A 12710-nucleotide genomic window follows, 5' to 3' on the forward strand; every position below is an offset into this window, starting at 1 on the left:
AGACTGGCCGCAGCGTGGCTCGACCATCTCTGGAATCAGGCGCCAAGCGAGCGGAACTCGCGGCTCATGGAAGGTTTGCTAGCCCTCGTCGACGAATTCGAAGGCGCTCACAGGGCGGCTTCTTTACCGTCAGCGATGGCTTCGTGCGCTACGCCTTCCACGTCAAAAGATTGCGGCGCGTACCAAGCGGATCAGGCGTAACTGCTGTCCGCCGGGGACTCCCCGAGCAGGTCGCGCAGCGCGTGCAGCCGCTGCCGATCCAGCGGCGACAGTCTGGGCTTTTCGAGCAGATTCTCGATCTGCGATATCCAGTAGTCGCGGCGGATCAGCCGGGGGCGGCGAATCAGGGCGTCCAGGGTGTTTTCCAGTTGCCGGATCTCTGTTTTCACGATGTCCACATGCACCTCCTGGGTTGGCGCAAACGTTTGCGCTTTCATGTCAATACTTCGGGCAACAGCCTGGCTGTAACGAACGAGTCATATCGCGAGGTATTACGGCGCGACGCATGACTTCTTTAGAGGGGCTTTCATCTATTGCACGGAGATGCAATGGCCGGGATGCATTCGCGAGGCAAGCGATGGCGCTAAAGATTTGGCCCGAAATTGCCGACATAGTGCGTGTTGTGCCGGTCGTGCTTGCAGTGTCGTGCGCTGTCGCAATGCCACTTCGAGATTGCGGCCGACCGCATGGATTGCACTGCGAATATTCATCTTGCATCGCGAGGAAGGTCCATGCGCAACAACCAGCCTGTCACCCAAAACGAATACGAATTTCCGGACGACGCAACGTTGATGTCGACGACCGACACTCAAAGTTACGTCACATATGCCAATGCGGCTTTCATCCAGGTCAGCGGCTTTTCGCATGCGGAAATTCAGGGCCATCCGCATAATCTGGTGCGGCACCCCGACATGCCGAAGGAAGCCTTTGCGGACATGTGGGCGACGCTCAAAGGCGGTGAGCCCTGGAGCGCGCTGGTCAAGAACCGACGCAAGAATGGTGATCATTACTGGGTGCGGGCGAACGCGACACCTGTGGTGCGCAACGGTCAGCCGGTGGGTTACATGTCGGTGCGCACCAAGGCGTCGCGTGAAGAGATCGCCTCGGCCGAAGCGCTTTATCGCGAGTTCAGGGAAGGCAAGGCCGGCAGCCGCCGCTTTCACAAGGGACTTATCGTGCGCGGTGGCCTCATGGGCTGGACGAGCGCATTCAAGACCATGCGCGTGCGCTGGCGTATCCGGTTTGCCTTGCTGACGCTCGTGCCGTTGATGGGACTGGCGGCCTGGCTGCTCGGTTTGCGCACATATGCGCTCGGCGGCATCACGGGGGCGGCCTTGCTGGCTTCGCTGGTGGTGGCATTGTGGCTGGAAAGCCAGATTTCGCGCCCGCTCGAGAAGGTGCTCGAGCAAGCGTTGCGTGTTGCATCGGGGGAAAGCCAGAAGGCCGTCCACATGGATCGCGCCGATGAAATCGGCATGACGCTGCGCACGGTCAGCCAGCTTGGGCTGATGTTCCGCTGGTTGATCGACGACGTCAGCGAACAGGTCATCAATGTGCAGCAGGCCATCAACGAAATTGCCCAGGGCACCGACGACCTGAGCAAGCGCACCGAGCAGGCGGCTGCCAATGTTCAACAGACCGCGACCTCGATGACGCAGATGACGGCAACCGTCAAGAGCAATGCCGAGACGACCCTGCAAGCCAACAACTTGTCGTCATCGGCCAGCGATGCCGCTGCGAAGGGAGGAGAGGCCGTATCGCATGTGATCACGACGATGAACGAGATCACCGACAGCTCGAAAAAGATCGCCGATATCATCGGCGTAATCGACGGGATTGCATTTCAAACCAATATCCTGGCCTTGAACGCGGCCGTGGAGGCCGCGCGCGCGGGCGAGCAGGGACGGGGATTCGCGGTCGTCGCGGGGGAAGTTCGCGCGCTCGCACAGCGCAGCTCGAATGCGGCCAGGGAGATCAAGAATCTCATCGGCGAAAGCGTCGGAAAAGTCGAAGCCGGTTCAAAAATGGTCGACGAGGCCGCGCGAACGATGGACGACATCGTCGCGCAGGTCAAGCGCGTGTCCGATCTGATTGCCGAAATCCGCTTCGCTACCGAGGAGCAAAGCAGCGGCGTTACGCAGGTAGACCGCGCAGTGAGCGATCTCGATACGATCACCCAGCAAAACGCCGCGCTGGTCGAGCAGAGCACCGCGGCGTCGGATAGTCTCAAGCAGCAAGCCGCGCGCCTGGTCGAAGCCGTGAGCGTTTTCCGCTAACGGTTTGCTCGGGCGTGCCGCGCTTGCCCGAATGAAAGTAATCGCTTAATGTCTCCACTTGCACCGGGCCTCACGGCCCCGGTGCGCCGCCCGGTATCACCACGCAGTGAAAACCCCGGAGGAGACACACCGTGCGCCCAACACGCCGATATCGCAGACTCGCCATCTCCGTCACGTGTGCCGCAGTGGCCGCATTCAGCAGTGTCGTTGCGCACGCAACCGATGCGCCGGTGGAAACGATCACGCTCGAAGGCCTCGCGCACCCGGTCGATATTCTGATCGATCATTGGGGCGTGCCGCATATTTTCGCGGACAACGAAAGCGATGCCTTCTTCGTGCAGGGATTCAACGCCGCGCGCGACCGGCTGTTCCAGATCGATCTGTGGCGGCGGCGCGGCCTCGGCCAGCTTGCCGAAGTGTTCGGCCCGGCCTATGTCGAGCAGGACAAGGCCACGCGTTTATTTCTTTATCGCGGCGACATGGCCGCCGAATGGCAGCGCTACGGCCCCGATGCAAAGCAGATTGCGACGCGCTACGCAGCCGGTGTGAACGCGTACATCGACTGGCTCGCCGCGCATCCGGAGCACATGCCGTATGAGTTCCGCAAGGTCGGCTACTGGCCCGCGCGGTGGTCGGCGGACGACGTCGTGCGCATTCGCAGCCACGGCCTCACGCGCAACGTGACCAGCGAGGTCGCGCGCGCGAAGGTGGCGTGCAAGAGCACGCTGGCCGCCGACACGATCCGCTTCGGCCTGCAGCCGCGGTGGCACGCGACGATGCCTGACGGGCTCGATCCGTGCCTGCCGGACGACGTGCTGAAGGTGTTCGAACTCGCCACGCAAAGCGTGCACGTGACGCGCGAATCGCTGAAGAGCGCCGACGCATCGACCACGGTGATCGCCGCCACGGACAATCCCGAGGAAGTGACTGAAGGCAGCAACAACTGGGTGATCGCGCCGGACAAATCCGCAACGGGCCGCGCGATCATGGCGAACGACCCGCATCGCGCCTATGCGGCGCCGAGTCTGCGCTACATCCAGCAGGTCAGCACGCCCACGCTGGACATCATCGGCGGCGGCGAGCCGTCCGCGCCGGGCATTTCGATTGGCCATAACGGGCACATCGCGTATGGGCTGACGATCTTCAACATCGATCAGGAAGACTTGTACGTCTATCAACTGAATCCGGCGAACCCGCACGAGTATCGATACAAGGGACGCTGGGAGCCGATGCGCATCGTTCACGAGCCCATCGCGGTGCACGGCGGCAAGACTGTCGACGCCGAACTCGCGTTTACGCGCCATGGTCCTGTGATCTACACCGAACCCGCGAAGCATCGCGCATTCGCGGTGCGCACGGCATGGCTCGAACCCGGGATGTCGCCGTACTACGATTCGATCCGCTATATGCGCGCGAAGAATTTTGCAGAATTCCGCCGCGCGCTCGCGACGTGGGGCGCGCCGACCGTTAATCAGGTCTATGCGGACGCGCAGGGCAACATCGGCTGGCTGCCGAGCGGGCTCGCACCGAAGCGGCCGAACTGGGACGGACTCCTGCCCGTGCCCGGCGACGGCCGTTACGAATGGGCCGGCTTCTGGCGACGCGACGATCTGCCGGCGGGCTACGATCCGTCGAGCGGCTATTTCACGACGTCGAATGAAATGAATCTGCCCGGCGGTTATCCCTATGCGCAGCGCAAGCTTGGCTTCGAGTGGACCAACGGGTCGCGTCATCAACGCATCGACGAAGTGCTGAAGTCGTTGCCGAAGGTGTCGATCGAAGACAGCGAGCGCTTGCAGAACGACATCGTGTCGATTCCGGCGCGCCGGCTCGTTGCGCTGCTCGCGCCGCTCAACAGCGACGATCCGCACACGCGCGCGGCGCTTGCGCTATTGCATGGCTGGGATGCGCAAATGGGCGCCGACTCGGCGCAGGCCGCGCTCGAAGAGGCATGGCTGAGCCGCCACCTCAGGCGCGCGTTCAAGGAAGCCGTGCTGCCGAAAGATGCGGCGCAAGCGTTCGGCGCGCCGGACACCGCGGTCATGCTCGACATGCTCGAACATCCGGATGCGCGTTTCGGCGATGACCCGCCCGCGAAACGCGACGCGCTATTGCTCGCGAGCCTGCGCGACGCCTACGACGAGATGGTCACGTTGCAGGGCGCGGACGCGCATGCATGGGCGTGGGGAAAGCTGCAGACGAACCTCAACGCGCATCCGTTCGCGGGTCTCGTCGACGACGACATGCGCGCGAAGCTGAACGTCGGGCCGCTGCCGAAGGGCGGCAGCGCGTACACGCCGAACCAGTCCACTTACCGCGAGCGCGATTTCCGGCAGACCAACGGGCCGTCGTTTCGCGTGATCGTGGACGTGGGCAACTGGGACAACTCGCGCGCGATGAACCTGCCCGGCGAATCGGGCGACCCGGATAGTCCGCATTATCGGGACCTGGCGCAGATGTGGCTCGATGGCCGCTATTTCCCGTTGCTCTACACGCGTGCGGCGGTGGAAGCGGAGACGGAAAAGCGGATTCATCTCGTGCCGGGGGTTAGCACGCGCTGAACGGGGGACGGGAAGAAAGCGCAACGACTCGAGGTGCCGCTTGACGAGTCATTCGCGCAATGCCCGTTACTTATTGCGGGCGCGGGCGATCTCGGCCGAGACGAGGCGAATCGCGTTGATGAGCTCGTGCGCGGCCGGCGAGGGCGGGCTGCCGGTGCGCGTGGTCAGGCCAATATCGCGGGTCGTGTCGCGCATGGGCACATCGAGCACGGCCAGCATTCCTGAAGCGCACTCGTAGTGCAGCTGCTGCGCCGAGAGCACGGCAATCATGTCGGTATGCAGCAGCAGCCCCCGAATGATGGCGAGGTCCGCCGTTTCGACCGTCGGCATCGGCGGCCTGATTTTCGCGCGGCGAAACAGCGTCTCGAACAGCCGCCGCGTGGGCGAGTCGCTGCGCGGCAGTACCCACTGGGCATCGCCAAGATTCTTGAGGGGGAGGTCCTTCACCTTGGCGAGTGGATGGTCGTGCCGCGCGAGGATGACCAAATTCTCCGACATCAGCTTTTCGTTTTCCAGGCCGCTGGTGGCATCGTTCACCCGCAGCGCACCCAGGATGAAATCGATGTCGCCCGCGTGCACGCCCGCGACCAGCGCTTCATAGGCGCTCTCGTCGGTGATCACGCGCACCTTCGGAAAGCGCGTGACGACGCGCGCCACGGCTTCCGGCAGGATCAGCGTGCGGCCGAGCGGCAGCGCGCCCACGGTGACGATGCCCTGGACGCTGCCATGCAGCGCGGCGACGTCGTCGGCGACGTGGCGCAATTCGTTCAACGCGCGGCGCACGTGCAGCAGGAAGGTTTCGCCGTCGGCCGTCAGGAGCAGTCCGCGCGGATGCCGATGGAACAGCGGAAATCCCGCGCCGATTTCGAGAATGCGCACCGCGCTGCTGACCGCGGGTTGCGTGACGTTCAACGCACGCGCCGCACTGGGCATGTGCCGGTAGCGCGCGAGCGTTGAAAACAACTGCAGCCGGCGGGTGTTGAGCAGGTAGGCCGGCAAGCCGCCTGCCCGCGTTGCGCGCTTGCGCGATTGGCGCATCGCACACCAGCTCGCCAGTTCGTTGAGTTCGGCGAACACCCGCTCGCTGCGCTCGAGCACCGCTCGCCCCACGGGCGTCGCGAGCATGCCGGATGGCTTGCGCTCGAACAGCGGCGCGCCCAGCGCGGTTTCGATCTGCTGCACGGCCCGCGTAATGGCCGACTGGGCGCGAAAGAGGGCGGTGGCGGCGCGGCTCACGCTGCCCATCTCGGCCACGCGCAATACCGCATACAGACACGCGAGATTAGGAAGGTCGTTGTTGTCCATGTCAGCGGTGTTCCATGGCCGTCGACTTTACCGGAACGCCGACGGGCAGGCTTGCGGCGTGCTTATCCAGGTATCGATTTCATTTATTGACATGTCTGCGGGGTAAGGCGCGGCGACCGCGTGAGCGGGGGCTGGCGGCGAGTCATAAGCCTTGTCGGACGGCCTTTCCAGGCATGCGGGAGAACGCGCCGAGCCGCGCCATACCTTTATTCGATTGATCGTTACATTGATGAGCAGGGTTTTCCCTTGCTGGTTCCGAAGCCGCGTTGCGCGCGGCGATCCTGTGCGCCGGCAGGATCGGCTTTTCGTCCGGGTGTTCCGGTTGGCGCGTTGATCGCGAAGCGTCACGGTATTTCCCGCCGCGATGTGCGCCGGATCGCGGCGGCGTAACGCATCTGTACTAGTAAATTAGTTATTCGAAATAATTCATGGATCGACGAGATTTGCTGTCGGCCCCGGGATCATTCATCGGTTTTGACGCGCTTCACGGGGAGCGCGAAGCGTGAAAAGGGAGCCTCAATGTGCCGGTGCTTCCGATTGATGCGCGAGTTTCGCTTCTGCGGCCCGCATGCTGGCCTCGTAGTTGTAGTCGGTCGCTTCGTATCCGGCTTGCTTGAGCTGGACATACTCGTTGCGAACCTGCGCGCGGGTCAGCGGCTGGGTTTGCGCGGCGAAACTGAGTGCCGGCACGGCGAGAGCCGATGCGACAGCGATGGCTTGAATCAGGGTTTTCATTTCGACTACCTCGGGAACATGGAGCGAAGCGACCGGCCTGTCTGGCGGTCGTTGAGTGAAGCTTAGGATTGGACGGTGAGGTAATAAATGCCCTGCGCCTCAATTCACTGTTCCTGCCGGAGTAAAAGTGCCCGGGCCGCTACGTTCCCAAACGTTGCATGAGGAGCGACTGATCCGATTTGTTACAAAAAATTTCAGTCTAACCGCTTTCGTGTGATCTAAATTCAAATGCACTTCCTGCAGATCGATGGAGCCGAAGTACGGCGTTATCGAAGGGGTGTGACCTAGGTAGCCAGCGGGAAAAGGCTGATAGCAGGTGGTGCAATTGCGTGACCGTCGCGCTGGCGATACCCGTGCTGACGGCCCATGGCTGTTGCGGGCCGCATAGAAATAAGGAGTCCTTTCATGCATCGCAACAAGTCTTGCGCCGTGCTGCTCGGCGTTTCGGCGGCTGCCACGCTCATGGTTAGCGCACCGGCCTCGGCCAGTCCCACACTGGTTTCGGGTCCAAGCCCCTTTGCCACGTGCACCATTGGCGGATCATCGAGCAGCACTGTCTTTGTGAATAGCGAGGTCGAGCCGTGGGTGGCCGTCAACCCGAAAAACTCGTCCAACCTCATCGGCGCGTGGCAGCAGGACCGCTGGTCGGACGGCGGCTCTCATGGCCTCGTTGCCGGCTTCTCCTTCGACGGCGGTCACACCTGGGGGCAAACGTCCTTGCCCTTTAGCGCATGTGCGAACGGGCTCGGATACGAGCGCGCCTCTGACCCATGGGTGTCCATCGGCCCCGACGGCACCGCCTATGCCGTCTCCATCTCGTTCAACAACTCCAACAACAGCAATGCCGTGGCCGCAGCGGTTTCCAGCGATGGCGGTCAGACCTGGGGAAACCTCAGCGTGATCATCGCCAACAACGAGCCTACCTTGCAGTACTTCAACGACAAGGAATCGGTGACTGCGAATCCGATCAAGGCCGGCGTGGCGTATGCGGTATGGGACCGGCTCGAACTGCCGAACGGCAACCCCTACGCGAATCTCCATACGGCCGCTTACCGCGGCCCGACATTGTTCTCGAAGACCGTGGATGGCGGCAAGACCTGGAGTACCGCCGCGGAAATCGTGAAGGTGCCCTCGCGGCAGCAGACGATCGGCAATCAGATCGTGGTCAATCAGCAGGACGGGACGCTCTACGACTTTTTCGATCTGATCACGCCGCCATTCAACCAGGGGGCAGGCAGGGTAGCGTTCATCAAATCCACCGACGATGGCGCCACGTGGACCCAACCTCAGATCATTTCGACGCTGCAAACGGTTTCGGTTTTTGATCCCAATTCCGGCACGCCGATACGCACCGGGGACATCATTCCCGAACCGGCGATCGATCCGGCGACGGGGCGGCTTTATGTCGTCTGGCAGGATTCGCGCTTCAATGGCGGGAAGTACGACGAGGTGGCGCTATCGACGTCCGCTGATGGTGGCAAGACATGGAGCGCGCCCATGCGGGTGAATACGCCTTCGGGCCGACCCGCATTCAATCCTGCCGTGCGGGTCAACCCTGCGGGCGTGGTGGCCGTCACGTACTATGACTTCCGCACGCTCAAGTCCACGGACACCACGCTGCCGACGGATTACTGGCGCATCACCTCGCCGCGCGGGGGCCAGAATTTCGGCAATGAATTGCATATCGCGGGGTCCTTCGATATGAAAACCGCGCCTTATGCCGAAGGGTACTTTATCGGGGATTATGAAGGGTTGGGTGCAACCGATACGGAGTTCGTGCCGTTCTTCGTGCAAACGACCGGGAATGCAAGCAATCCCACCGATGTCTTTGTAGCGCCAGCGCCGTAAATCGCTCGACTAGTCAATTGCGCCGGATCCGCGCGACCCTTTCAGGGCGCGCGGATTCGCGCGCGCCAACGATGGCTTGAAGGGCATGGACTGAAACGCCGGATTGATTATTCCAAAAAAATCAACTATTTGGCATTTGTTTTCGGCTATTCGGCGGCCATTTCCCGCGTGTCTGTCATGTCCCTGATTGAGCATAAGATCAGATTTTTTGCATATGTCCCTCTAAAGTTCCCTGGTGGGCGGTCGTTACCCCAAACATGGCGGTCGAAACAACGCGTTTGACAGTCCGCCGACGCCACGGCAGCCGTGGCGCAAACGGGCTCAGTCCCAATCAGGAGAATTTCCATGCTCGGAATCAACAGCAATATCAACTCGCTCGTCGCGCAACAAAACCTGACCGGCTCGGGCAGCGCGCTGTCGCAAGCGATCACGCGCCTCTCGTCGGGCAAGCGCATCAACAGCGCAGCGGACGATGCAGCGGGTCTTGCGATCTCGAACATCATGCAGACCCAGATCAACGGTCTGAACCAGGGCGTGTCGAACTCGAACGACGGCGTGTCGATGGTGCAAACGGCATCGAGCGGTTTGTCGTCGCTGACGAATAGTCTGCAGCGGATTCGGCAGTTGGCCGTGCAAGCGACGAACGGCGGCATGACCGATACGGACCGTCAGGCGCTGCAGCAGGAAGTGTCGCAGCAGGTTTCGGAAATCAACCGTATTGCGTCGCAAACGACGTACAACGGCATGAACGTGCTGAACGGTTCGCTCGGCGCAGTGTCATTCCAGGTGGGCGCGAACGTCGGCCAGACGATCAGCCTGAACCTCTCGCAGGGCGTTGCGGCATCGTCGCTCGGCGGCGGCGTTGTGAAGGCGGGTGACACGATCGCCTCGCTCGCGGTTTCGCTCGACTCGAACGGCAACGTCTGGCAAGCCGCGAGCGATGGCACCAACGCTGCATCGAAGGGTACGGAAGTTACGCAGTTGAACCTCGTTTCGGACGGCAAGGGCAGCTTCTCGGTGACCGATCAGAACGGGCAGGCCGTGTCGTTCTCAACCTCGGGTATGTTCGACACGACGACGACGCCTGGCCAGATCAAGATCAAGGCTGCTTCGAACATCGATCCGGCAACCGTGGCCACTGAAATCGACAAGGTGAACGCTCAGGCGCTGACCGCAGGCAGCCCCCTTGCTAACGGCACGACGCTCGGTACGCTGTCGGGCTTCGATCTTAATGCATCGACGGGTCTCGATAGCTCGGCCAGTCCGCAGTCGAGCGACGTCACGTCGATTACGGTGAAGTCGGACGGTAACTACGGTTATACGTTCTGGGATCAGAACGGCAACCAGCTCAGCGCGTCCGGCAATGTCGTTACGAAGGAATTCACTAGCGCTACAGCTTATAATCCGGCGACTCCGGCCGCTGCAAAACTCGGCACGCCGACTGCCGGCAATACGAAGTTCTCGGTCGCGTCGTCCGCCACGACGCAAACCGTCGACAAGGTCGACGTCAGCACGGTCCAGGGCGCGAACAAGGCCATTCAGTCGATCGACGACGCGCTGAACACGGTCAACAACATTCAGGCAACGCTTGGCGCCGCACAAAACCGCTTCACGGCGATCAGCACGGCGCAGCAAGCCCAGTCGACCGACCTGTCGCAAGCACAATCGTCGATCCAGGACGCCAACTTCGCGGCAGAAACGGCCGCCCTGAGCAAGGCCCAAGTGCTCCAGCAAGCCGGCATCTCGGTGCTCGCGCAAGCAAACTCGCAGCCGCAGCAGATCCTGAAGCTCCTGCAGTAACAAGCGCTTCATGTGAGTCAAGCAGTACGCGCCGCGCGCTCCGCCCGCCATACCCGGGGCGCGCGGCGCTTGCCAACCGGGAGGACAACCTCCCGTTTGGCGTTTTTAAACCTGAACCGTACTTGAACCGATCCACCCGGCATCGCCGACGCACGGAGCCCCTTCATGTCCACCGTATCCGGTATCTCGAACGCGAATCTGGCCTCCAGCGCCGCAGCGTCGGCCAATAGCGCGCTGCAGCAAGCCGCGCAGTCGGTCATCAGCGGCTCGACCGGCAATTCGTCGATGGACGTGAGCTCGCTCGTCACGGCGCTCGTCAATAGCAAGATCGCGGGCCAGGCGGCGACACTGTCTTCGCAGGCGCAACTGGACAACACGCAGATCTCCGCATACGGCACGCTCTCGGCTGCGCTTTCGGCGCTGCAGGCGGGCCTCACTTCGCTCTCGGACGGCACGACCGTCAACGCCTTCAAGGCGAGCACGAGCGGCACGGGCATCGCGGCCACGGCGGCCAGCGGAGCGGTGGCGGGGACGTATTCGATCGACGTCGCGCAGATCGCGACCGCGCAGGTCCTCACGTCGAGGGGCTACGGCGCAAGCCAGCCGCTCGCTTCGGTGCCGAGCACGATGACGCTCTCGATCGGCGGCGCGAGCACCACGATTTCACTGGACAGCAGCAACAGCACGGTTTCCGGCATTGCGGCGGCGATCAACAGCGCGAGCAACAATCCCGGCGTGACGGCCACGGTCGTGAACGGCGCCGATGGCGCGCACCTCGTGCTGCACGCGAATGCCACCGGATCGCAGAACGCCATCAGCATTCAGGTCAGCGATACGGCCACGGGCGACCCGCTGAACGGCCTGGCGGTTACCGGCAACGCCGGCACGTCGCTTAGCGGCAACGCGAGCGCGACCAGTGCGCAGCTCACGGCCAACCAGTCGACGCTCAGCAACGTGCAGACTTCCGGCTCGCCGGCCACGCCCAACTGGAGCCAGACCACCGCCGCGCAGGATGCGTACTTCACGCTCGACGGCACCGGCGTGACCAACGCGACGAACTCGGTGACTACCGCGCTTGCGGGCGTCACGCTGAGCCTGAGCGCAGCATCGGTGGACACCACGGGTACATCGCCGCAAACGCTCACGATCGCGCAGGACACGAGCTCGCAGTCGAATGCGATCAACAATTTCGTCACGCTCTACAACACGCTCGTGACGACCATGGGCACGCTTACCGCGTACAGCTCGACCGCGACTTCGCAGGGCGTGCTGCTCGGCGACTCGACGCTGAACCTCGTGCGCAACCAGTTGGCCTCGATCGTCGCAACCGGCGTGAAGAACGGCAACACGACCACGAGTCTCGCGACGATCGGTGTGACGCTGAACGCCGACGGTTCGCTCGCGGTCGACAGCAGCACGCTGAGCAGCGCGCTGCAGAACAACCAGGCCACGTTGGCCAAGCTGTTCAGCTCGACCAATGGCGTGGCCGCGCAACTGAACACCAATATCACGAGCTATCTGTCGAGCAGCGGCGCGATCCAGACGCGCACCAAGGCGCTCAATACGGACCTCACGAATCTCTCGTCGCAGCAGTCGTCGCTAGCGACGTATCAGTCACAGCTCACCAGCATGTACACCGCGCAATTCACGGCGCTCAATACGCTGATGGCGACGATGAGCAACAACCAGCAATATCTCACCCAGCTATTCGGCGGCCAGAACAGCGCGGGCGCGATGGCCACCAACAAGAACTGACGAGGTCACCGGTCATGCAAGCACTGGCCCAGATCGAACGCATCCAGCGGTTCACGAAAGACATCGAGCAGGCGGCCGCCGTGGGCGAGTGGGAGCGCGCCGCGCAGCTCGCGGGCGAGCGCTCGCCGCTGCTGATGGCGCTTTCCGCGCAGCAGTCAGCCGATGCGCTCGCCATGCTGCGGGAAATCCAGGCGATCGACCTGCGCATCGCACAAGCCGCGCAAGCTGCCCAGGAGTCCTTGAGCGCGGAATACCGCACGGCCATGCAGGCCACTAGCAACGCCAATCAGTATCAGCGCATCGCTCAGTTCTGAGCGAGGGGGCGGCGACTGCCGCCCCGATCGGCCCCCGTCGGCCCCAATTCGTCCCCCGCTCCGCCAATGGGGTATCTCCCGATACCTCGCCCGCCTCGCAACACCTCGTTGAATTC

9 protein-coding genes are annotated in these 12710 nt (G+C 62.6%); 6 read left to right on the forward strand and 3 right to left on the reverse strand.

The window, feature by feature from the left end:
- Positions 1–191: 191 nt before the first annotated feature.
- Positions 192–437 carry a hypothetical protein gene (locus tag P5W98_RS23525; protein WP_421025713.1) on the reverse strand — a complete coding sequence of 82 codons (246 nt, stop codon included), beginning with the start codon at positions 435–437 and terminating at the stop codon, positions 192–194.
- 294 nt (positions 438–731) lie between these two features.
- Between P5W98_RS23525 and P5W98_RS23530 the strand changes: the two genes are divergently transcribed.
- Together P5W98_RS23530 and P5W98_RS23535 are read left to right on the forward strand one after the other, a co-directional pair.
- The gene (locus P5W98_RS23530) at positions 732–2276 is read left to right on the forward strand and encodes a methyl-accepting chemotaxis protein (protein WP_421025712.1); all 1545 of its coding nucleotides are present in this window, start codon (positions 732–734) and stop codon (positions 2274–2276) included.
- Positions 2277–2407: 131 nt separating this feature from the next.
- Entirely contained in the window at positions 2408–4837 is a 2430-nt protein-coding gene (locus P5W98_RS23535) for a penicillin acylase family protein (protein ID WP_421073327.1), read from the forward strand.
- A gap of 66 nt (positions 4838–4903) precedes the next feature.
- Here P5W98_RS23535 and P5W98_RS23540 read toward each other — a convergent pair whose 3' ends face one another.
- Together P5W98_RS23540 and P5W98_RS23545 are read right to left on the reverse strand one after the other, a co-directional pair.
- The gene (locus tag P5W98_RS23540; protein ID WP_421025710.1) at positions 4904–6142 is read right to left on the reverse strand and encodes a LysR family transcriptional regulator; all 1239 of its coding nucleotides are present in this window, start codon (positions 6140–6142) and stop codon (positions 4904–4906) included.
- Between the two features lie 516 nt (positions 6143–6658).
- Positions 6659–6877 (reverse strand): DUF4148 domain-containing protein, encoded by a 219-nt coding sequence (locus P5W98_RS23545; protein ID WP_421025709.1) that lies wholly within the window; start codon positions 6875–6877, stop codon positions 6659–6661.
- A gap of 462 nt (positions 6878–7339) precedes the next feature.
- Between P5W98_RS23545 and P5W98_RS23550 the strand changes: the two genes are divergently transcribed.
- The 4 genes from P5W98_RS23550 to fliT all read left to right on the forward strand — a co-directional run bounded on the left by P5W98_RS23550 (position 7340) and on the right by fliT (position 12594).
- Positions 7340–8725, forward strand: a complete 1386-nt coding sequence (locus tag P5W98_RS23550) for a sialidase family protein (RefSeq protein WP_421027022.1) — start codon at positions 7340–7342, stop codon at positions 8723–8725.
- Positions 8726–9070: 345 nt separating this feature from the next.
- Positions 9071–10525 carry a flagellin gene (locus P5W98_RS23555; RefSeq protein WP_421025708.1) on the forward strand — a complete coding sequence of 485 codons (1455 nt, stop codon included), beginning with the start codon at positions 9071–9073 and terminating at the stop codon, positions 10523–10525.
- Positions 10526–10690: 165 nt separating this feature from the next.
- Positions 10691–12280: a flagellar filament capping protein FliD gene (gene fliD, locus P5W98_RS23560; RefSeq protein WP_421025707.1), complete on the forward strand. Its 1590-nt coding sequence runs from the start codon at positions 10691–10693 to the stop codon at positions 12278–12280.
- Between the two features lie 14 nt (positions 12281–12294).
- Positions 12295–12594, forward strand: a complete 300-nt coding sequence (gene fliT, locus P5W98_RS23565; protein WP_421025706.1) for a flagellar protein FliT — start codon at positions 12295–12297, stop codon at positions 12592–12594.
- The last annotated feature ends 116 nt before the right edge of the window (positions 12595–12710 follow it).

The sequence above is a fragment of the Paraburkholderia sp. A1BS-2L genome, from assembly GCF_051125205.1.
Lineage (GTDB): Bacteria > Pseudomonadota > Gammaproteobacteria > Burkholderiales > Burkholderiaceae > Paraburkholderia.

Bases quoted from the DNA above. Each gene is read 5' to 3' on its own strand.
- P5W98_RS23525 (WP_421025713.1), bottom strand. From the start codon at position 437: ATGAAAGCGCAAACGTTTGCGCCAACCCAGGAGGTGCATGTGGACATC.
- P5W98_RS23530 (WP_421025712.1), top strand. From the start codon at position 732: ATGCGCAACAACCAGCCTGTCACCCAAAACGAATACGAATTTCCGGAC.
- P5W98_RS23540 (WP_421025710.1), bottom strand. From the start codon at position 6,142: ATGGACAACAACGACCTTCCTAATCTCGCGTGTCTGTATGCGGTATTG.
- P5W98_RS23545 (WP_421025709.1), bottom strand. From the start codon at position 6,877: ATGAAAACCCTGATTCAAGCCATCGCTGTCGCATCGGCTCTCGCCGTG.
- P5W98_RS23550 (WP_421027022.1), top strand. From the start codon at position 7,340: ATGGTTAGCGCACCGGCCTCGGCCAGTCCCACACTGGTTTCGGGTCCA.
- P5W98_RS23555 (WP_421025708.1), top strand. From the start codon at position 9,071: ATGCTCGGAATCAACAGCAATATCAACTCGCTCGTCGCGCAACAAAAC.
- fliD (WP_421025707.1), top strand. From the start codon at position 10,691: ATGTCCACCGTATCCGGTATCTCGAACGCGAATCTGGCCTCCAGCGCC.
- fliT (WP_421025706.1), top strand. From the start codon at position 12,295: ATGCAAGCACTGGCCCAGATCGAACGCATCCAGCGGTTCACGAAAGAC.